Origin of the sequence: Phycicoccus flavus (genome assembly GCF_004025965.2) — a bacterium.
In the GTDB taxonomy this organism is placed as follows: domain Bacteria; phylum Actinomycetota; class Actinomycetes; order Actinomycetales; family Dermatophilaceae; genus Phycicoccus; species Phycicoccus flavus.
In genome coordinates this window covers 1-20,968 of sequence record NZ_SAYU02000016.1, presented here as the reverse complement: position 1 = coordinate 20,968, position 20,968 = coordinate 1, and the positions used below count along the sequence as shown (strand labels likewise).

At 73.6% G+C, this 20,968-nt stretch carries 18 protein-coding genes; 5 read left to right on the top strand and 13 right to left on the bottom strand.

The genetic code is table 11. From position 1 onward, the window contains the following. Nucleotides 1–161: 161 nt before the first annotated feature. From EPD83_RS06775 to EPD83_RS06720, 12 genes are all read right to left on the bottom strand, one after another. Nucleotides 162–881: an SseB family protein gene (locus tag EPD83_RS06775; RefSeq protein ID WP_128368182.1), complete on the bottom strand. Its 720-nt coding sequence runs from the start codon at nt 879–881 to the stop codon at nt 162–164. A 23-nt stretch (nt 882–904) separates the two neighbouring features. After that, nucleotides 905–2,110, bottom strand: a complete 1,206-nt coding sequence (locus EPD83_RS06770; protein WP_235950384.1) for an MFS transporter — start codon at nt 2,108–2,110, stop codon at nt 905–907. A gap of 51 nt (nt 2,111–2,161) precedes the next feature. Beyond that, a complete protein-coding gene (priA, locus tag EPD83_RS06765) occupies nt 2,162–2,899 on the bottom strand; it encodes a bifunctional 1-(5-phosphoribosyl)-5-((5-phosphoribosylamino)methylideneamino)imidazole-4-carboxamide isomerase/phosphoribosylanthranilate isomerase PriA (RefSeq protein WP_128368183.1) in 738 nt (245 codons plus the stop codon). Nucleotides 2,900–2,978: 79 nt separating this feature from the next. After that, on the bottom strand, nt 2,979–3,620 hold the full coding sequence (hisH, locus tag EPD83_RS06760) for an imidazole glycerol phosphate synthase subunit HisH (protein ID WP_128366803.1): 642 nt from the start codon (nt 3,618–3,620) through the stop codon (nt 2,979–2,981). Continuing rightward, nucleotides 3,617–4,279 (bottom strand): hypothetical protein, encoded by a 663-nt coding sequence (locus tag EPD83_RS06755; protein WP_128366804.1) that lies wholly within the window; start codon nt 4,277–4,279, stop codon nt 3,617–3,619. The genes hisH and EPD83_RS06755 overlap by 4 nt, the downstream gene beginning before the upstream one ends. A gap of 4 nt (nt 4,280–4,283) precedes the next feature. Continuing rightward, nucleotides 4,284–4,898: an imidazoleglycerol-phosphate dehydratase HisB gene (hisB, locus tag EPD83_RS06750; RefSeq protein ID WP_128366805.1), complete on the bottom strand. Its 615-nt coding sequence runs from the start codon at nt 4,896–4,898 to the stop codon at nt 4,284–4,286. Further along, nucleotides 4,895–6,019 (bottom strand): histidinol-phosphate transaminase, encoded by a 1,125-nt coding sequence (locus EPD83_RS06745; RefSeq protein ID WP_128366806.1) that lies wholly within the window; start codon nt 6,017–6,019, stop codon nt 4,895–4,897. The genes hisB and EPD83_RS06745 overlap by 4 nt, the downstream gene beginning before the upstream one ends. 10 nt (nt 6,020–6,029) lie before the next feature. Continuing rightward, nucleotides 6,030–7,391, bottom strand: coding sequence for a histidinol dehydrogenase (gene hisD, locus EPD83_RS06740; RefSeq protein WP_128366808.1), 1,362 nt, complete (start codon nt 7,389–7,391; stop codon nt 6,030–6,032). A gap of 63 nt (nt 7,392–7,454) precedes the next feature. After that, nucleotides 7,455–8,132: a PAS and ANTAR domain-containing protein gene (locus tag EPD83_RS06735; protein WP_164896406.1), complete on the bottom strand. Its 678-nt coding sequence runs from the start codon at nt 8,130–8,132 to the stop codon at nt 7,455–7,457. Nucleotides 8,133–8,196: 64 nt separating this feature from the next. Continuing rightward, entirely contained in the window at nt 8,197–11,193 is a 2,997-nt protein-coding gene (locus tag EPD83_RS06730) for a bifunctional [glutamine synthetase] adenylyltransferase/[glutamine synthetase]-adenylyl-L-tyrosine phosphorylase (RefSeq protein WP_165566388.1), read from the bottom strand. 7 nt (nt 11,194–11,200) lie between these two features. Beyond that, nucleotides 11,201–12,538, bottom strand: coding sequence for a glutamine synthetase family protein (locus EPD83_RS06725; RefSeq protein WP_128365891.1), 1,338 nt, complete (start codon nt 12,536–12,538; stop codon nt 11,201–11,203). Nucleotides 12,539–12,635: 97 nt separating this feature from the next. Next, the gene (locus EPD83_RS06720; protein ID WP_128365892.1) at nt 12,636–14,978 is read right to left on the bottom strand and encodes an immune inhibitor A domain-containing protein; all 2,343 of its coding nucleotides are present in this window, start codon (nt 14,976–14,978) and stop codon (nt 12,636–12,638) included. A gap of 348 nt (nt 14,979–15,326) precedes the next feature. On the opposite strand from EPD83_RS06720, the gene EPD83_RS06715 reads away from it, so the two are divergent. The 3 genes from EPD83_RS06715 (at nt 15,327) to EPD83_RS06705 (ending at nt 19,394) form a co-directional block, all read left to right on the top strand. Then, nucleotides 15,327–17,726, top strand: a complete 2,400-nt coding sequence (locus tag EPD83_RS06715) for an immune inhibitor A domain-containing protein (RefSeq protein ID WP_128365893.1) — start codon at nt 15,327–15,329, stop codon at nt 17,724–17,726. 89 nt (nt 17,727–17,815) lie between these two features. Next, complete coding sequence (panB, locus tag EPD83_RS06710; RefSeq protein WP_128365894.1) at nt 17,816–18,709, top strand: 3-methyl-2-oxobutanoate hydroxymethyltransferase; 894 nt, start codon at nt 17,816–17,818, stop codon at nt 18,707–18,709. Between the two features lie 10 nt (nt 18,710–18,719). Next, the gene (locus tag EPD83_RS06705; RefSeq protein WP_165566387.1) at nt 18,720–19,394 is read left to right on the top strand and encodes a class I SAM-dependent methyltransferase; all 675 of its coding nucleotides are present in this window, start codon (nt 18,720–18,722) and stop codon (nt 19,392–19,394) included. A 9-nt stretch (nt 19,395–19,403) separates the two neighbouring features. Here EPD83_RS06705 and EPD83_RS06700 read toward each other — a convergent pair whose 3' ends face one another. Then, on the bottom strand, nt 19,404–19,607 hold the full coding sequence (locus EPD83_RS06700) for a methionine aminopeptidase (protein WP_128365899.1): 204 nt from the start codon (nt 19,605–19,607) through the stop codon (nt 19,404–19,406). Between the two features lie 43 nt (nt 19,608–19,650). Here EPD83_RS06700 and map point away from each other — a divergent pair, with 43 nt between their 5' ends. Further along, on the top strand, nt 19,651–20,523 hold the full coding sequence (map, locus tag EPD83_RS06695) for a type I methionyl aminopeptidase (protein ID WP_128365895.1): 873 nt from the start codon (nt 19,651–19,653) through the stop codon (nt 20,521–20,523). Then, nucleotides 20,520–20,968: ROK family protein (locus EPD83_RS06690; RefSeq protein WP_165566386.1), on the top strand; the 449-nt coding region annotated here is incomplete at its 3' end. The genes map and EPD83_RS06690, both read left to right, overlap by 4 nt.

The window sequence follows — 20,968 nt, the reverse complement described above, 5'->3', positions numbered from 1 at the left end:
CGCGCGTGACGTCTCGCCACGGACCGGGACCCGGCGACCAGCTGGTCGTCGCGGGTGGAAGCGGGGCTCCTCTTGCACACCGTGCCCGAGGGCGCGGTCGGTCAGTGGACAAGAGTACCAGCGCCCGTGCGGGCCGGGAAATTCCCGCGGTGGGCGCCGCCTCAGGTGATCCGGAAGGCCAGGCCGTCGACCCGGGCGCGCAGCTCGCCGTCGGTGGCCAGCCGCTCCCCCACCCGGGTGGCGAGGGCCTGGACGGCGGCGGCGTCGAGGCCGGGCCGCAGCCGCAGCACGACGCCGAGGACCCCGGCCCCGGTAGGGGTGCCCTCCTCCACACGGTGCTCGACGACGTCGCGCTCCCCGGCCACGGCGGCGGCCACGCCGGACGCGACGAACGGGTCGGTGTGCGCGGGCTCCCACGCGCGCTGCTGGGCCAGCGCCCAGAGCATCGAGGAGCGCAGGACCCGGGTCGCGGGTCCGGCGACGTCGACGACGAGCACCTCGCAGCCCTCCGCCACCGCGGCCTGCGCGGCCCGCGCCGGGGTGACCGGGACCGGCCGGGCGGCACCGTCCCACGCGGCGAGGGCCTCGACGCCGGAGAACACCGGGAGGGCCCGCGCACCGTCGGGGGCGAGCAGGGTGACCGCGGCCATGTCGGTGCCGTCGTCGCGGGCGTCGGCGACGACCGGGACGAGCAGCCGGGCGGCCTCGACGGCCCGCATGAGGGAGACGTCGTCGGCCGCGCCGGCCAGCGCGGACGCCAGCGCCGGGTCGGCGGCACCGGTGTCCTGCTCGAACCCGGTGGCGCCGAGGTCACGCCCGGCCCAGGGGACGTCCGCGGAGTCCGCGGGTCCGGACGGGGTGACCGGGTGCTCGGGGGGCATCCGCGCCACGCTACCGGTGCCGGTCAGACCGGGGTCCGCGCGGGCCGGGCCGCGGAGCGGCCGGCCCAGCGGGCACGGGCCGGGCCGGAGGTGAGGACCGCTCCGAGCACGGCGACCAGCGCGCCCACGGCGGCGACGGTGAGGAAGCCGGCACCCCAGCCGGCATGGTCGATGACGAAGCCCGTGGCCGGGGCGCCCAGGGCCAGGCCCGCCGTCATCGACGAACCGTGCCACCCCATGGCCTCCCCCCGGGCGGCGGCCGGGACGACGCGGCTCACCTGGTCGACGGTCGCCGTGATGGTCGGGGCGCAGAACAGCCCGGCGAGGAAGGCGAGGGCGCCCAGGGTCACCCAGCCCCCCGCGAGGGCCAGGGGTGCGGTGACCAGGGCCAGGCCGCCGAGGAGCCGGAAGGCGTCGACCGAGCGGTGCAGCCCGCCGTAGACGAGCCCGCCGAGCAGCGAGCCGAGGCCCCAGAGGGCCAGGACCACCCCGATGCGCGACGGCGAGCCGAGGTCGCGCAGGGCGGCGACGACCCCGAGGTCGGTGCCGCTGAGGACGGCGGTCGTCGCGGCCGCGCCGAGGCAGACCGCGAGGAACCCCGGCCGCAGCCAGGTGCGCCGCGGCGGCACCGGGCCGGTCCCGGTGTCACCGTCCTCGCGCAGCGGCGGGTCGGCGAGCCACAGGACGGCGCCGGCGAGCACGCCGAGCATCTGGACGACGAGGAGGACGAGCGCCGTGGACCAGGCGGTGGCCGCCCACACCGCGAGCGCCGGGCCGAGCATGAAGGAGATCTCGACGGCCACGGAGTCCAGGGAGATGGCCGTGCGCCGGTCCTGCTCGGGGACGACGGCGAGGATGGCCTGGCGGATGACGCTGAAGGTGGGGACGACGAACAGCCCGGCGAGCACGGCCAGCCCCAGCAGCCACCAGTACGGGACGAAGGGCGCGACCGCCCAGCAGAGCCCCGTGACCACCACCGACGGGCCGACGACGCGGCGCAGGCCACGACGGTCGAGCAGCCGTCCGCGCCACGGGCCGGACACGGCGATGGCGAGCGTCGTGGCCGCGCCGACGGCCCCGGCCGCGCCGTAGGAGCGCTCGAGCGCGGAGACGACGTGCAGGGTGACGACGATGCCGCCGGCGAAGACGGGCGTGCGCACGAGCATCCCGAGCAGGAGGACCCGGCGCAGCGCGGGCACCGCGAGGACGCGGCGGTAGCGGTCGATCACCCCGACACTGTCCCACCCGGCGGTGACGTCCCGCCCGGCCGTTTTGCGGGGTCAGCGCCGGCCGGCGACGTCCAGCGCCTCGGGCAGGGTGAACGCGCCCCGGTAGAGGGCCGACCCGACGATCGCGCCCTCGACGCCCTCGGCCACGAGGCCCCGCACGGCGGCGACGTCCTCGAGGGTCGAGACGCCCCCGGAGGCGACGACCGGGCGGTCGGTGCGCGCACAGACCTCGCGCAGCAGCCCGAGGTTGGGGCCGGTCATCATCCCGTCCTTGGCGACGTCGGTGACGACGTAGCGCGCGCAGCCCTCGGCGTCGAGGCGGGCCAGGGTCTCCCAGAGGTCGCCGCCCTCGCTGGTCCAGCCGCGCGCAGCGAGCGTCGTGCCGCGCACGTCGAGCCCGACGGCCACCCGGTCACCGTGCTCGGCGATGGCCCGGGCGGTCCACTCGGGGTCCTCCAGCGCGGCGGTGCCGACGTTGACCCGCCGACAGCCGGTGGCGAGGGCCCGGGTGAGGGTCTCCTCGTCGCGGATCCCGCCGCTCATCTCGACGTCGATGTCGAGCCGGCCGACGATCTCGGCGAGCAGCGCGGCGTTGGACCCGCGCCCGAAGGCGGCGTCGAGGTCGACGAGGTGCAGCCACTCCGAGCCCTGCTCCTGCCAGCGCAGCGCGGCCTCGACCGGGTCCCCGAACTCGCCGCCGGAGCCGGACACACCCTGGACGAGCTGCACCGCCCGCCCCTCGACGACGTCGACGGCGGGCAGCAGCTGCAGGCGCGGGGCCTCGGTCACGGGGATCCTCCGGGGTCGGGTGCTCAGGGGGTGCTCGGGGCGCCCGTCTCGGCGCCCGACGCGGGGCCAGTCTGCCCGGTCAGAGCGAGCGGACCCAGTTCTCGAGCAGCGCGAGCCCGGCGGCCCCGGACTTCTCCGGGTGGAACTGGGTGGCGGCGAGCGGACCGTTCTCGACGGCGGCGACGAACCGCTCGCCGTGGACGGCCCAGGTGACGCGGGGGTCGGCGGCGGCGAGGGCCCCCTCGCCGGGGGGCAGGTCCCAGGTGTGCGCGGCGTAGGAGTGCACGAAGTAGAAGCGCTCGTCCTCGACCCCGGCGAAGAGGGTCGTGCCCGCCGGCGCCTGCACGGTGGACCAGCCCATGTGCGGGACGACGTCGGCGTGCAGGCGGGTGACCGTGCCCGGCCACTGCCCGGCCCCGGGCACCGGAGCGGCACCGGCCTCGGTGGAGCCCTCGAAGAGCACCTGCATCCCGACGCACACGCCGAGCACCGGACGCCCGCCGGCGAGGCGCCGGTCCACGACGGCCGGGCCGTCGGCGGCCACCAGCCCGGCCATGCAGGCGTGGAAGTTGCCGACGCCGGGGACGAAGAGGCCGTCGGCGGCGAGGGCGGCCTCGCGCCGGGCGGTGAGCTCGACGTCGGCGCCGACGTGCTCGAGGGCGCGCACGGCCGAGCGGATGTTCCCGCTGCCGTAGTCGAGGACGACGACGGACGGGCTCACCGGGTCTCCCGCGGGCCGGGCGCCGGGCCGCCCCAGGCGGCCTCCCACTCGGCCCGGTGCTGGGCCTCGTCGGCCATGAGCCGGTCGAACATCAGCACCCCGCGGGTCCCGGGCTCGACGTCGCTGGCGCCGGCACAGTCCCCGCGCACGAGGAGGTCCTCGCCGGGCAGGCCGAGCAGCCCGAGGACGGTGACGAGGACGTCGAGCGCCTGGCCCTCGTGGCCGCGGAGCACGCCGCCGACCCGCTCGGCGACGTCGTCGCCCCGCGCCCCGGCGGCGTCGACGAGCGAGGGCAGCCCGAGCCGCGGCAGGGAGGGGGTCTCGACGACGCCGACGCCCGGCTGCCAGACGAGCCAGCGCTGGGGCTTGCGCAGCCCGCTCGCCTGGAGGGTGAGGGCGGCCTTGCCGTGCAGGTCGAAGAAGCCGAGCACCGGCCTGCCCCCGCGCGGCGCCGGCCGGGCGGCGAGCACCTCGAGGGCGACGTCGTAGGGCGCGGCGCTGCGGGCGGCGGTCTCGGCGACGGTGACCCCGGTCCACGCGCCGAGCGGGGCCATCGTCGAGGCGACGAGCCCGCGCCGGAGCCACCGGCCGACGGCACCCGGCGAGCGGCGCACGAGCAGCAGCCCGTGCCCCGTCCCCGTGCGGACCTCGCCGGCCACGGGGTTAGAGGGCGCCCTTCGCACTCGGCACGCCCTCGACGCGCGCGTCGCGGGCCACGGCGGCGCGCAGGGCGCGGGCCAGCGCCTTGAACTGGGCCTCGACGAGGTGGTGCGGGTCGCGGCCGGAGAGGACGCGCACGTGCAGCGCGACCTGGGCGTGGAAGGCGAAGGACTCCAGGACGTGCCGGGTGAGCGAGCCGACGAAGTGCCCGCCGATGACGGCGTACTCCTGGCCCGCGGGCTCGCCGGTGTGGACGACGTACGGGCGCCCGGCGACGTCGACGACGGCCTGGACGAGCGCCTCGTCGAGCGGGACGGTCGCGTCGCCGAACCGGGCGATGCCCGACTTGTCCCCGAGGGCCTCGCGGACGGCCTGCCCGAGGACGATGGCGACGTCCTCGACGGTGTGGTGGGCATCGACGTGGGTGTCGCCGTCGGCCCGCACGGTGAGGTCGAGCAGCGAGTGCTTGGCCAGCGAGAGGAGCATGTGGTCGTAGAACGGCACCCCGGTGCTCACCTCCCCGCGGCCGGTGCCGTCGAGGTCGACGGTGACCTCGACGGTGCTCTCGGACGTGGCCCGGCGCACCGTGGCGGTGCGGTGGGTCTGCGCGGTGCTCACGGGACGGCTCCTGCGTGGGTGGGGACGAGCGCGGCGAGGGCGTCGAGGAACGCGGTGGTCTCCTCGGGGGTCCCGGCCGTGACACGAAGATAGTGCGGGATGCCCACGTCACGGACGAGGACGCCCCGCTCGAGCAGCGCGCGCCACGTCCCGGGGGCGTCGGCGAGACCGCCGAAGAGGACGAAGTTGGCGTCGCTCGGCACCGGGTCCAGCCCGAGCGCGGCGACCGCCTCGACGATGCGGTCGCGCTGGTCCTTGACGACGCCGACGGTCTCGAGCATGAGGTCGGCGTGGGCCAGCGCCGCGAGCGCGACGGCCTGGGTGACGCTGGAGAGGTGGTAGGGCATCCGCACCAGCCGCAGCGCGTCGGTGAGCGCGGGGTCGGCGGCCAGGTAGCCCAGCCGGCCGCCGGCCAGCGCGAAGGCCTTGCTCATCGTCCGGGTGACGACCATCCGCGGCCGCCCGGCGAGCAGGGTGAGGGCGGACGGCGTACCGGGGCGGGCGAACTCGGCGTAGGCCTCGTCGACGACGACGAGGCCGTCGGTGGCGTCGTGCACCGCCTCGACGACGTCGAGCCCGAGGGCGGTGCCCGTCGGGTTGTTCGGCGAGCAGAGGAACACGACGTCCGGCCGGTGCTCGCGCACCTGCGCGACGGCGGCCCCGGCGTCGAGGTCGAACGCGCCGCGGCCGGCGACGCCGCGCATCCCGTCGACCCAGGCGGTGCCCGTGGTCGTCGTGATGATCGGGTGCATGGAGTAGGCCGGGGTGAAGCCGAGCGCCGTCCGACCCGGTCCGCCGAAGGCCTGGAGCAGGTGGAGCAACACCTCGTTGGACCCGTTCCCGGCCCAGACCTGCGCGGCGTCCACGGCCGTGCCGGACCGGGACAGGAAGGCGGCCAGTCCCTCGCGCAGCGCCGTGAACTCGCGGTCCGGGTACCGGTTGAGCCCGGACGCGACGGCCTCAACCGCCCGGGTCATCGCGACGACGACGACGTGTGGCACCGGGTAGGAGTTCTCGTTCGTGTTGAGCGCCACCGGCACGTCCAGCTGGGGGGCGCCGTAGGCGGTGCGCCCGCGCAGGTCCGGCCGGAGCATGTCCTCGACCTGCTCCCGTGCGTCCATGGGGGCGAGTCTAGGAGGGGCGCGAGCCGGTCGGCCCGGGCGGCCACGCACCGGGCTCGACCTCCGGCACCCGGGCCAGGACGGCCTCGCCGTGGGCCGGCAGGTCCTCGGCCCGGGCCAGAACGACGACGTGCCCGCCGACCTCGCGCAGCGCCGCCTCGTCGTACTCGACGACGTGGATGCCGCGCAGGAACGACTGCACCGACAGCCCGCTGCTGTGGCAGGCGCAGCCACCCGTGGGCAGCACGTGGTTGGACCCGGCGCAGTAGTCGCCGAGGCTCACCGGCGCCCAGGTGCCGACGAAGACGGCCCCGGCGTTGCGCACCCGGGCGGCGACGGCGGCGGCGTCGGCGGTGTGGATCTCGAGGTGCTCCGCGGCGTAGGCGTTGACGACGTCGAGCCCGACCTCCAGGTCGTCGACGAGGACGACCGCGGACTGCCGCCCGGCGAGCGCCTCGGCCACCCGCTCGGTGTGCTTGGTCGCGGACACCCGACGCCCCAGCGCCTCCTCGACGGCGGCGGCCAGGGCCGGGCTGTCGGTGACGAGCACCGCGGCCGCGAGCGGGTCGTGCTCGGCCTGGGAGACCAGGTCGGCGGCGACGTGCTCGGGGTCGGCGGTGTCGTCGGCGAGGACGCCGATCTCGGTCGGGCCGGCCTCGGAGTCGATGCCGATGAGCCCCTTGAGCAGCCGCTTGGCCGCGGTGACGTAGATGTTGCCGGGACCGGTGACGAGGGACACCGGCTCGCAGACCGCGCCGTCCTCCTCGAAGCCGTACGCGAGGGCGGCGACGGCCTGGGCGCCGCCGACCGCGTAGACCTCGTCGACGCCGAGCAGCGCGCAGGCGGCGAGGATCGTCGGGTGCGGCCACCCGCCGTGGTCGCGCTGCGGCGGGCTGGCCACGGCGAGGCTGGGGACGCCGGCCTCCTGGGCCGGGACGACGTTCATGACGACGCTGCTCGGGTAGACCGCGCGGCCACCGGGGACGTAGAGGCCGACCCGGTCCACCGGCACCCAGCGCTCGCGGACGGTGCCGCCCGGGGCGACCCGGGTGACGCCCTCGGAGCGCCGCTGGTCGGCGTGGACGAGCCGGGCGCGGCGGATCGACTCCTCGAGCGCGGCGCGCACGAGGGGGTCGAGCGTCTCCAGCGCCCCGGCCACGACCTCGGCGGGCACCCGGAGGGCGGGCGGGCGCACCCCGTCGAAGCGCTCGGCGGCGTCGTGCAGCGCGGCGGCCCCGCGCTCGCGGACGTCCTCGACGACCGGCCGCACGGCGCCGAGGGCGGCCTCGACGTCGAAGTCCGCCCGCGGCAGCGCGGCCCGCAGCTCGCGCAGGCCGGGACGTCGGCCGCGCAGGTCCAGGCGCGGGATCACTCCGGTCGGGGTGTCGGACATGCCCCCAGTCTAGGGAGCGTCGGCCGGGCGTCCCGTCGCCGGTCAGCCGGTCTCGGCGACGTCGTCGTGCGAGGCGAGCGCCCACTCCAGGATCTGCAGCAGCGACCGCTCCGTGCCGGGCTCGGTCTGGCGGCCGAGCAGGTCGGCCACCCGGCGGGCGACGACGGCGAGCTTGACGTTGCCGCGCTGGCTGTAGCGCGAGAGCAGCCCGAAGGCGGCGTCGGCGTCCAGGCCGTACTCGAACATCAGCGCGCCCTTGACCTGCTCGATGGCGGCCCGGTCGGCCGTGGCGGCGGTCACCGCCTCCGAGGCCGCCTGGCGGGCGGCGCGCGAGACGTCGAAGGCGACGCCGCGCAGCCGGACCGGCCGCCCGTCCACGCCGAGCCGCGAGGCCCCCGAGGCGTCCCGCTCGACGTCGCCGACGAAGGCCACCGAGCGCTCACGTCCCTCGTCGTCGCGGATCCGGTACTGCCCGGCGAACGGACCGCCGTCCTCGATGCTGCGGGCGAGGCTCTCGGCCACCGTCGCCCGGTCCGAGGGGTGCATCCGCTCGTAGACCTGCTCCTCGACCGGCCGGCCGTCGTCGACGACGCCGAGCAGGGTGAACATCTCGGGGCTCCAGGACCAGCGGCCCGTCGCGTACTCGTAGAACCCCTCACCGAAGGTGGGGACGGGGTCCGGACGCGGCTGGTCCCCGCGCGTCGGGTCGCTCGTCGTCACGGGACGAAGCATGCCACGCCCTGGCCGGATCCTGCCCGGCGAGGCAGGCTCCGGACACCCGCGGTCAGGCGCCGTAGAACTCCTCCTCGAACGCCGCCCGGGCCCGCCGCGCCACCCGCCGGTAGTGCTCCGCGAGGTCCTGCCCTCCCCCGGTGCCGAGGCCGAGGATCCGGGCCACCCCGTCGGCGTCGCGGTCGTAGGTGGGCACGGCGTCGCTGGGCTTGCCGCGGAAGAGCACACTCGCGTTCCGCATCGTCGAGGCGAGCCGCCAGGACGCGGCGAGGGCCGCGGCGTGCTCGTCGCTGACCAGGCCGAGCCGCTGGGCCGCCTCCAGCGCCCCCAGCGTCGACGCGGTGCGCAGCTCGGGCCGGTCGTGCGCCCACCGCAGCTGGAGGAGCTGGACGACCCACTCGACGTCGGACAGGCCGCCGTGCCCGAGCTTGAAGTGCGTCTTGCGGTCGGCGCCCCGGGGCAGCCGCTCGGACTCCATCCGGGCCTTGAGGGTGCGGATCTCGCGCACCTGCGCGGGGGTCAGCCCCCCGGACGGCCAGCGGATGGAGTCGACGAGTTCCGTGAACCGCTCGGCGACGCCGGGGTCGCCCGCCACCGGGGTGGCGCGCAGCAGCGCCTGCGCCTCCCAGACGAGCGACCAGCGGGCGTAGTACTCGCGGTAGGACGCGAGCGAGCGCACGAGCGGGCCGTTCTTGCCCTCGGGCCGCAGCCCGGCGTCGACGTCGAGCCGAGGGTCCGGTCCCCCGCGCCCGAGCAGCGCGATGAGGAGCTTGACGACCTCCATGGCCTGGTGCTGCGCGGCCTGCTCGTCGGCGCCGGGCAGCGGGTCGTGGACGAAGAGGACGTCGGCGTCCGAGCCGTAGCCCTGCTCCCCGCCACCGAGACGGCCCATGCCGACGACGAGCAGCGCCGTGAGCGGCTCCTCGCCGGTGCGGTCGCAGACGGCGCGGTGGGCGACCTCGAGGGTCGTCTCGAGCAGTGCAGCGGTGAGGTCGGTCATGGCCGCCCCGAGCTGCGGCAGCGTGATCGTGCCGCCGAGGTCGGCGACGGCGACCCGGAACAGCTCGGACCGGCGGATGGTGCGGGCGGCGAGGACCGCGGCCTCGGGGTCGTCCTTGCGGCCGGCCGCCGAGCGCATCCGCCGCAGCACCTCGGCCCGCGGCCGGGGCGTCATGCCCTCGGCGTCGGCGAGGAACTGGACGCACTCCGGCGCCTGCTCGAGCAGCGCCCCGGCGTACCGGCTGCGGGCCAGGGTGTGCGCGAGCCGTTCGGCGGCCGACCCCTCGTCGCGCAGCAGCCGCAGGTACCAGTGCGTGGCGCCGAGCTCGTCGCTGATCTTGCGGAAGGCGAGCAGCCCGGTGTCGGGGTCGGCCTCGTCGGCGAACCACTGGAGCATGACCGGCAGGAGCTGGCGCTGGATGGCGGCCCGGCGGCTGACCCCGGAGGTCAGGGCCTCGAGGTGGCGCAGCGCCCCGGCGGGGTCGCGGAAGCCGAGCGCCGACAGCCGCGCGCGGGCGGCCTCGGGGCTGAGGCGGACGTCCTGGTCGGACAGCCGGGCGACGGCCGAGAGGAGCGGCCGGTAGAAGATCCGCTCGTGCAGGCGGCGCACCTCGCGGCGGCGCGCCCGCCACTGCTCCTGCACCGAGTCCGCGGGGTCGCGGCGCAGCCCGAGCGCCCGCCCGAGCCGCCGCAGGTCCTGCTCGCTCGTCGGCATGAGGTGGGTCCGCCGCAGCCGGGAGAGCTGCACCCGGTGCTCCAGCGCCCGCAGCCACCGGTAGGCGGCCTCGAGCACGGCGGCGTCGTCGCGGCCGATGTACCCGCCGGCCGACAGCGCCTCCAGGGCCTCCAGGGTCGAGGCGCTGCGCAGTGTCTCGTCGGCCCGGCCGTGGACGAGCTGGAGCAGCTGGACGGAGAACTCGACGTCGCGCAGGCCGCCGGGGCCGAGCTTGATCTGCCGCTCGGCCTCGGCCTTGGGGATGTGGTCCTCGACGCGGCGGCGCATGGCCTGGACGTCGGGAACGAAGTTGTCCCGCGCGGACGCCTGCCACACCATCGGCCGGACCGCGTCGACGTAGGCGGCGCCGACCTCGGCGTCGCCCGCGACCGGGCGGGCCTTGAGGAGGGCCTGGAACTCCCACGTCTTGGCCCAGCGCTCGTAGTACGCGCGATGGCTGGCGACGGTGCGCACGAGCGGGCCGTTCTTGCCCTCCGGCCGCAGCGCGGGGTCGACCTGCCACAGCGACCCCGCCGGCGTGGACGCCGAGCAGAGCCGCATGAGGCGGGTGGCGAGGTCGGTGGCGACGACGAGCGCGGCGTTCTCGGCGACGCCGTCCGCCGGCTCGGCGACGAAGATGACGTCGACGTCGGAGACGTAGTTGAGCTCGCGCCCGCCGGTCTTGCCCATCGCGACGACGGCGAGCCGGCAGGTGTCGGCCGCCTCGCCGACCTCCGCGCGGGCGATGACCAGGGCCGCCTCCAGCGCGGCAGCCGCGAGGTCGGCGAGCGCGGCGGCGGTCTCGGGCAGCACCCGCGAGGCGTCGTCGGCGACGAGGTCGAGCGCGGCGATGCCGAGCAGCTGCTCCCGGTAGGCGACGCGCAGCGCGTCCGCGGGCGGGACCGGACCGGGGTCACCGACCGCGGCGACGAGCGCGGCCCGCCGGTCGTCGGCGTCCCGGGGCACGGCGTCGGTGGCGGCCCGCCAGTGCTCCGGGTGGGCGACGAGGTGGTCGACGAGCGCGCCGGAGGCACCGAGGACGGCAAAGAGCCGGCGCCGGGCCGTCGCGTCCCGCCCGAGCCGGTCGACGAGGTCGCCGCGCACGCCGCCCGACGCGGCGGCGCTCTCGAGGACGCGGACCAGGCCGAGCAGCGCGCCGTCGGGGTCGGCCGTGCGCGAGAGCGCCTCGGCCAGTCCGCCGGCGTCGATGCGGTCCGGGGTCCCGGCCAGGCCGTCGAGCGCGGGGTCGTCGAGGAGGGCGTTCGCGCGGGCGGGGTCGGTGAAGCCCAGCCGGGCGACCCCGGCGGGGACCGACTCGGGCGCGCGCGAGCTCACGGTGAGGTCACAGGCTCGGCAGGTACCGCTCGAGCTCGAAGGCCGTGACCTGGTTGCGGTAGTCGAGCCACTCCGCCCGCTTGTTGCGCAGGAAGAAGTCGAAGACGTGCTCGCCGAGGGTCTCGGCCACGAGCTCGCTGTCCTCCATGATCTCGATGGCCTCGGACAGGCTCGCCGGCAGCGGCCGGATGCCCATGGCGCGACGCTCGGAGTCGGTGAGGCTCCACACGTCGTCCTCGGTCTCCTGCGGCAGCTCGTAGCCCTCCTCGATGCCCTTGAGGCCGGCGGCCAGCAGGACGGCGTAGGTGAGGTAGGGGTTGCACGCGGTGTCGATGCTGCGCACCTCGACCCGGGTGCTCTGCCCCTTGTCGGGCTTGTACATCGGCACCCGCACGAGCGCGGAGCGGTTGTTGTGGCCCCAGGTGAGGTGCGCGGGCGCCTCTCCCCCGCCCCACAGCCGCTTGTAGCTGTTGACCCACTGGTTGGTCACGGCGGCGGTCTCGGCGCCGTGGTGCAGCAGACCGGCGATGAACTGCCGGCCGACCTTGGAGAGCTGGTAGGGCGCGCCGGGCTCGTGGAAGGCGTTGGTGTCGCCCTCGAAGAGCGACATGTGGGTGTGCATGCCCGAGCCGGGGTGCTGCGCGAAGACCTTCGGCATGAAGGAGGCGTAGATGCCCTGCTCGAGGGCGACCTCCTTGACGACCGTGCGGAAGGTCATGACGTTGTCCGCGGTCGAGAGCGCGTCGGCGTAGCGCAGGTCGATCTCGTTCTGGCCCGGTCCGGCCTCGTGGTGGCTGAACTCGACGGAGATGCCCATCGTCTCCAGCATCGTGATCGCGGCCCGCCGGAAGTCGGCGCTGCTGCCGTGCGGGGTGTGGTCGAAGTAGCCGGAGGTGTCGATCGGCTCCGGCGCCGTGCCCGGCACCCAGCCCGGCTTGAGCAGGTAGAACTCGATCTCGGGGTGGGTGTAGAAGGTGAAGCCCATGTCGGCGGCCTTGGCGAGCGCCCGCTGGAGGACGTTGCGCGGGTCGGCCATGCTGCGCGAGCCGTCCGGCGTCGAGATGTCGCAGAACATCCGGGCCGTTCCGCCCGTGTCGCCGCGCCAGGGCAGCACCTGGAAGGTGCCCGGGTCGGGCTGGGCGAGCATGTCGGACTCGTAGACGCGCACGAACCCCTCGATGGAGGAGCCGTCGAAGCCGATCCCCTCCGCGAAGGCCCCCTCCAGCTCGGCCGGGGCGATGGCCACCGACTTCAGCGTGCCGAGGACGTCGGTGAACCAGAGCCGGACGAACCGGATGTCGCGCTCTTCGATGGTGCGGAGGACGAACTCCTGCTGACGGTCCATGGTCCGATCCTGCCGCATGCGGCGCGCCCCCGTGAGCGGGGCACGCGAAGGGCCCGGGCGCTCTCGCGCCCGGGCCCCGCGTGGTGCGACGTGGTCGTCAGTCGGAGAAGTTCACCGAGATGCCGAGCTCGTCACCGTTCTTCATCGCCTTGTCCACCGTGATGCTGGTGCCGCTGCCGGCGACCTTGGTGGAGGCCCACGGGTTGTCCGCGGTCCAGTAGGCGTTGGGGTTGGTGTCGTCGAACGTCGGGATGCCCTTGGAGGAGGGCACCGTCGTCGGGACGCCGTTGCGGTGGAACGTGACCTCGTCGGTCTTCTCACGACCGAAGGTCGCGTCGAACGGCTGCCGCCGGTTGCCGAGCAGCGCCCCGTTCGGGAACGTCACCGGCTTCGGGCGGGCGTCCACGGGCAGGATCAGACCGGCGCCCGGGTGGGTGCTGGTGTTGTTGTCCGTGTACTCACCGTTGGAGAACCAGACGAGCATGCCGTTCTGGTACGGGAAGCGCTCGACCCAGTCGGGCCGGGTGTTCGCGAAGCCGAAGTTGTACGGCCCCTGCGCGAGCGTCTCGTCGTAGCCGCTGTAGACGCGGTTCTCGACCATGTAGAAGTCCTGCACGGTCTTGGTGATGGTGCCCGAGGTGATGCTGAAGCCACCCGCGGGGGTCCAGGCGCCGGCGCCGCTCTCGACGTCGTCGGTCGTGCTCTCGCCGTCGACGGTCGTCGTGATGTCGTCGAGGAAGGCCTCGCTGCTCACGCCGCCGTCGCTGCTGAAGCGGAAGCGGAAGGTGATGTCCTGGCCGGCGTAGTCGGACAGGTCGAAGGCGATCTTCGTCCACGCGACGTTGCTGTCGCCGCCGTCGATGGAGCCGTCGATGGGCTCGTTGACCTGCTCCCACGTGGAGCCACCGTTGGTGGACACCTCGCCGTAGAGGAAGTCGTAGTCGAGCTCGAGGTCACCGTCGAGGTAGGCCTCGACCGAGGCGCTCGTGGCGCCCGTGAGGTCGATGTCCCGGCTCAGCGTCGCGTTGATGTCGTCGCCGTAACCGCTCCACCACTCGGCCGACCCGGAGCGCGGGGTGTTGCGCTTCGTCGTCAGCGTGCGCTCGGGCAGGTTGACCACGACGGCCTGCGGGAGGACCGCCGGCGAGTCGCCCTTGCCCTGGGGGCCCTTGACCTTGACCGAGCGGTCGGCCGGGCCGAGCGTGAGCGTGGTGTCGTCGCCGTACTCGACGGTCTCGTAGTCGAGCCAGCCGAGCTGCAGCTTCTCCCACGCACCCATGTAGCCGGGCGTGGTGCCGATGGCGTCCTTGCCGTGGTTCATCCACGAGCCACCGGACATGAGGGTCCAGAAGCCGGTGCCGTTGTCGCCACCCGCGGTGTCGTAGAGGTCCGGCAGGCCGAGGTCGTGGCCGAACTCGTGCGCGAACACGCCGAGGCCACCGTTCTCGGGCTCGGTCGTGTAGTCGCCGATCCACATGCCGGAGTCGCCGAGCGGCACGCCGCCGAGCTTGTTCATCTCCGGACCCTGGCGGCCCACGTTGTTGGAGTAGGCGTACCAGCGGTGGCTCCAGATGGCGTCCGTGCCCTGCTGGCCGCCACCGGCCTCCTCGCCCTCACCGGCGTGGATGGCCTGGAAGTGGTCGATGTAGCCGTCGGGCTCGTTGAAGTCGCCGTCGCCGTCGTAGTCGTAGCGGTCGACCTTGTCGAACTGCGAGAGGTAGTCCTTGATCTCGGCGTCGGTCTTGCCCTGGGCCTTCTGGTCGTTGTACCAGGCGGTCGCCGTGTCCTTGATGTAGTTCCAGTAGCCGTTGGACTGCGGCACCGAGTTCGAGCCGTAGCGCGCCTCGTTGTAGGGCACCTTGACCCAGTCGGAGACGTCGCCCTTGGCGGTGAACCGGCCGTTGGACTGCTTCTGGTAGAAGTCCTTGAAGGACTCCCCCTCGCCGAACATCATGTCCTGGTAGTGCTCCCGGTCGAAGTCCGGGATCCAGTACGTCGAGTTGTCGTCGGTCGCGCTGCCGTCCCAGTTGCGGTCCGGCTCCGGGATCTGGTTGTGCACCGGTCCGGGGGCCTGGTTCTGGCCGGCCAGCGTCTTGTCGCCGAAGTCGGTGAGGATCGTGAAGATGTCCTCCTCGCGCTCCGACGGGTAGTTGACGTACTTCGACTTGCCGTTGGCCTTCTCGCTCTTGAGCTCGATGACCCGGTTGCCCTTGATCGTCTTGGTCCGGGCCTTGCCCGTGACGAGCTGCTTGACGGCCTCCTGGCGCAGCTCCGCCTGACGGTCGCCGAGGGGGTTCGGCAGGTTGTCGTGCTGCGTGGGCGCACCCTTCTCCGGGATCACCGGAGCCTGGGATGCCGCCTGCGCGGTGTACGGCGCCAGCGTCAGGGCGAGGGCCGCGACGGCCACCCCTGACACAGCGCTGACGTGTCGTCTCTTCACGAGATCTCCTCCATGGGGGTTTGCTCCCGCTCTGTCAGTGCGGCGAGCACCGTGGACGAAACCACAGGATCGGCGGTCGAACACCCAACTGTTCGTCAGTTTTTCGTCAAGCGCAGGTCGGGTCGACCGGATCCGCGGGTTAGACGAACGTTCGAATCCGGCTCAACCATGCGCTCTGAACAGCGGCGACTCCGGCGTCCGGACCTGCGACGGGGAAGGTCACGAATCGGTAACGCCCTGCCATCCGCTCTGGTCAACACCCCGTCCGCGACCTGAGGATTCCCTCAACCTCGTGGCTCACACCTGCCCCGAGGTCCGTCACCCGCGATCCGGACAGGGGATCAATTCGTGAAGAGACACCTGAGCACCGTCGGCGGCCGTGCGGTCGCCGCGGCGGCGAGCGGCCTGCTCGTCGCCGGGCTCGTGAGCACCGGGCCGGCGCAGGCCGCCGCACCCGTGCAGACCGGGCTCGCCGAGCAGGGCGCCGAGAAGGACACGGGGCACGTCCCCGAGCACCCGCTCCCGATGGCCCGCAAGCAGGCCGCCCTCAAGGAGGCCGCGCTGCAGAAGCGGGTCGAGGGCAAGAAGGGCTACCAGGGCAAGACGGCCAAGGTCGGCAAGGGCCAGTACGTCGAGCTCGAGCGCGAGGGCACCGACCCGGTCTTCGTCATCATCGTCGAGTTCGGGGACGAGCAGTACCCGAACGCGATCTTCCAGGGTCCCCCGCCGGACGGCAGCACCACCGACGTCACCGGCCCGCTGCACAACGAGATCCCCGAGCCGGACCGCAGCGTCGACAACTCCACCCTCTGGCAGGCCGACTACGACAAGGCCCACTACGAGGACATGTACTTCAACCGGATGGCGGAGTACTACGAGACGCAGTCCTCGAACCGCTACTCGGTCCGCGGCGCCGTGCACGGCTGGGTCAAGGTGCCCTTCAACGAGGCGCTCTACGGCCGTGACTACTGCGGCGGCATCGTCTGCGCCACGTCCAAGGCCCTCACTCGCGACGCCATGGCCGTCTGGGTGAAGCAGCGCCTCGACGCCGGCATGACGATGGCCGAGATCCAGGACTACCTGTCGCAGTTCGACGTCTGGGACCGCTACGACATCGACGGTGACGGCGACTTCAACGAGCCGGACGGCGTCATCGACCACATGCAGGTCGTGCACGCCGGTGGCGACCAGGCCGCGGGCGACCCGAACCAGGGCAGCGACGCCATCTGGAGCCACCGCTGGTACGCGAACCTCCAGGGTGGCGGCCCGCTCGGCTCCGGGGTCAACATCGGCGCCAACAGCGGCATCGTCTCCAGCAGCAAGATCCCGAACAACCCCACGGGCATCTGGCTCGGCGACTACACCGTCCAGCCCGAGAACGGCGGCCTCGGCGTCTTCGCCCACGAGTACGGCCACGACCTCGGCCTGCCGGACCTCTACGACACCTCCGGGAACACCGGCGGCGCCGAGAACTCCACGGCCTTCTGGACCCTCATGTCCTCCGGCGCCAACATCGGCGACGGCGGGGACGACGGCATCGGCGACGCGCCCACGGACCTGTCCGCCTGGGAGCTGCTCCAGCTGGGCTGGCTGAGCCCGCAGGGTGACAAGGGCCCGTTCTACGAGACCGCCTACGCCGGCCAGAAGTCGACGCACAAGCTCGGCCCGAACGTGCCGGCCACGAAGTCCCCGCAGGCGGTCTTCGTCGTCCTGCCCGACAAGGAGGTCCCGCAGGAGATCGGGACCCCGTACGAGGGCGAGACGTTCTTCTACAGCGGGTCGGGCAACGACCTCAACACGACGATGACCCACGGCGGGATCACCGGGACGGCGCTGTCGGCCCAGGTCCGCTACGAGATCGAGGCCGAGTGGGACTACGCGTTCCTCGAGGCGTCCTCCGACGGCACGAACTTCTCGCCGGTCATGACCAACCTGTCCGACAGCGCCACGCACTCCGGCCACAACCAGAGCGGGTTCAACAACAGCGGCGCCGGCATCACCGGCTCGCAGCCCGAGTGGACCGAGCTGACGGCGACGCTGCCCGCGGGCACGACGTCGATCCGCTTCCGCTACCAGACCGACGGCGCCGTCGCGGAGTCCGGCTTCCAGGTCGACGCCATCACCGTCGGCGGCACCGCGCTGGACGACGGCTGGACGTTCGACGGGTTCAGCGAGACCACCGGGACCGAGGTCCAGAAGTTCTTCAACGCCTACGTCCTGGAGAACCGCCAGTACGACGGCTACGACGCCTCGCTGCGCACGGCGTACAACTTCGGCTTCGCGGACTCGCGGCCCGACTGGGTCGAGACCTACCCGTACCAGAACGGCCTGCTCGTCTGGTACTGGAACGACGAGTTCACCGACAACAACGTGGGCGACCACCCGGGTGAGGGCCTGCTGCTGCCGGTCGACGCGCACCCGACGTTCCACCACTACGCGGACGGGCAGCTGATGCGTCAGCGCCTCCTGTCGTACGACTCGACCTTCGGGACCGAGCGCACGGACGCGATCACCATCCACAAGGACAGCCAGCCCGCGAGCATCCCGTCGCAGCCGGCCGTCCGCACCTTCGACGACACCAAGACCTGGTGGTACGACTGCGACGCGGACGCCTGCACCGGCGACCACGTGGGCCGCTACCAGCCGGGCTGGACCGGTGTCGACGTGCCGAAGACCGGGACCACGGTCACGGTCAACGGCGGCTCGTCCGGCTCCCACCTCAACATCACGGTGGCGCCGAAGAAGTGAGCACGCTCCCGGCCCCGCGCCGGGAGCCGGAGCCCCGGCGGTCCTCGTGACCGCCGGGGCTCCCCCGTCTCCGGGCCTACGATCGAGCCATGAGCGAGCCGACGACGTCCTCCTCCCCCACGGCGGAACCGCCCGCGGCCGAGACCACCGCGCCCTACGGCACCGGCGTCCAGGCCGCGCCCCAGCGGCGGGTGCGGGTGCCGCACCTCACGGCGATGAAGGAGCGCGGCGAGAAGTGGGCCATGCTCACCGCCTACGACATGTACACGGCGGAGATCTTCGACGAAGCCGGCGTCCCCGTGCTCCTCGTGGGCGACTCGGCCGGCAACAACGTCTACGGCTTCGAGACGACCGTGCCGGTCACCGTCGACCACCTGGTCCCCCTCGTGCGCGCGGTGACGAGCGCCGCCCGGCGCTCGATGGTCGTCGCCGACCTGCCGTTCGGGTCCTACCAGGCGAGCCCGCAGCAGGCCCTGGCGACCGCGACGCGGTTCATGAAGGAGGGCCTGGCCCACGCGGTCAAGCTCGAGGGCGGGGCGGCGATGGTGCCGGAGGTCGAGCTGCTCGTGCGCGCCGGCATCCCCGTCATGGGCCACATCGGCTTCACCCCGCAGAGCGAGCACGTCCTCGGCGGCTACAAGGTGCAGGGCCGCGGCGCGGGCGCCGAGAAGCTCCTCGACGACGCCCTGGCCCTGGAGGCGGCCGGCTGCTTCGCGGTCGTCATGGAGATGGTGCCCGCGCCGGTGGCGGCCCAGGTGACCGAGGCGCTGCGCATCCCCACCATCGGCATCGGCGCCGGGCCCGACTGCGACGCGCAGGTCCTCGTCTGGCAGGACATGGCCGGGCTGCGCGGCGGACGGATGCCGCGCTTCGTCAAGCGGTACGCCGACCTGCGCGGCGCGCTCCTGCACGCGGCGCAGGAGTACGCCGCCGACGTCGCCGGCGGGACCTTCCCCGCCGCCGAGCACTCCTTCGACTCCTGAGGGTGACCCGATGACCGACAGCGCGCCGCGCAGCGGCATGTGGCCGACGAACACGCCCCCCGTGCGTCCGGGGCCCCCGACCCGGTGGTCCGGCCTCCAGCGCGGCCCGGCGGCGGCCCGCGCCTACCGGCAGCGCTTCCTCGACCTCGCCGCCGCCGGCCAGGACCTCCACGGCGAGGCCCGCTTCGTCACCGAGCTCGTGCCGCCGCCCTCCCGGGTGCTCGACGCCGGCTGCGGCTTCGGGCGGGTCGCCTCCGAGCTCACCCGCCTCGGCCACTACGCCATCGGGGTGGACGCCGACCCCGACCTCGTGGCCCTGGCCCAGGAGGACCGGAGCACCCGCTTCCTCGTCGCCGACCTCGCCACCCTCGACCTGCGCCACGAGCAGGAGTTCCACGTCGTGCTGCTCGCGGGCAACGTCGTCCCGTTCCTCGCCGACGGCACGCTGCCGCAGGTGCTCGAACGACTCGCGGCGCACCTCGCGCCGGGCGGGTACCTCGTCGCCGGGTTCGGCCTCGGGGAGTCGCTGCCGGAGGGCGCCGCACCCGTCGACCTGCGGCACTACGACCGCTGGGCGCGCGTGGCGGGGCTGTCCTACATCGGGCGCTGGTCCTCCTGGGACCGCGAGCGCTTCACCCCCGAGAGCACCTACGCGCTCTCGGTGCACCGCCAGGTCAACGGCTGAGCCCTTCGCTCAGTCCTCGCCGAACGAGGGCTTGCTGCCGCGCTGCTCCCACTCACGGTCCTCGGCGTCCCACGCCTCGGTCCGCTCGCGGGCGGCCGTGAGGGCGTTGGCGGCCGCCTCCTCGGTCTCGTAGGGGCCGAGGACGTTCGCGTCCTGGCTGCGGGTCTCGTCGGTCTCGACCGCTCCGGTGTCGACGTTGAACCAGTAGGGCATCTCGGGCTCTCCTTCGTCGGTGCGCACTGCCTAGACTCACCGTATGCGCTCGACCTCCACCAGTGTCGCCCCCGGAACGGTCGGTCCCCGCCGCGCCGTCCCTCCCTCGATCGCCCGACCGGAGTACGTCGACAAGCCGGGCCCGGCCCGCTTCACCGGGTCGGAGGTCAAGGACGCGGAGACGGTCGAGAAAATGCGGGTGGCCGGCCGGATCGCGGCGAACGCCATGGCCGCGGCCGCGGAGGCCATCGCGCCGGGCGTCACGACCGACGAGATCGACCGGGTGGGGCACGAGTACCTCCTGGACCACCACGCCTACCCCTCGACGCTCGGCTACCGCGGCTTCCCCAAGTCGCTGTGCACCTCGGTCAACGAGGTCGTCTGCCACGGCATCCCGGACGACCGCCGGCTCGAGGACGGCGACATCGTCAACATCGACATCACGGCCTACGTCGATGGCGTCCACGGCGACACCGACGCGACGTACTTCTGCGGCGACGTCGACGACGAGTCGCGGCTGCTCGTCGAGCGCACCCACGAGGCGATGATGCGCGGCATCCGCGCGGTCCGCCCCGGCCGCGAGGTCAACGTCATCGGCCGGGTCATCGAGTCCTACGCCAAGCGCTTCGGCTACGGCGTCGTCCGGGACTTCACCGGCCACGGGATCGGCTCGGCCTTCCACAGCGGGCTGATCATCCCCCACTACGACGCCGCGCCGTCCTACGACACGGTGATCCAGGCGGGCATGACCTTCACTGTCGAGCCGATGCTCAACCTCGGCACGCCGGACTGGGAGATGTGGGACGACGGCTGGACCGTCGTCACCAAGGACCGGCGCCGGTCCGCGCAGTTCGAACACACCCTGCTCGTCACCGAGGACGGGCCGGAGATCCTCACCCTGGGAGACGCAGCATGAGCACCGGACACCCGTTGGGCATCGACGTCGGCGGCAGCGGCATCAAGGGGGCGCCGGTCGACCTCGACGCCGGCGCGTTCGCGCAGAAGCGGCTGCGCATCGAGACCCCCGCGGTCTCGACGCCCGAGGCCGTCTGCGACGTCATCGCGCAGATCGTCGACCACTTCGACGAGGTCCGCAGCGACTCCCCCATCGGGGTGACGATCCCCGGTGTCGTCCAGCACGGGGTCGTGAAGACCGCGGCGAACATCGACAAGTCGTGGATCGGCTGCGACATCGAGAAGCTGCTGGAGGACCGGCTGCAGCACGACGTCGTCGTCGTCAACGACGCCGACGCCGCCGGGGTCGGCGAGCTCAACTACGGCGCCGCCGCCGGGCACGAGGGGCTCGTCATCCTCACGACCCTCGGCACCGGCATCGGGACGGCGATCTTCAACGAGGGCGT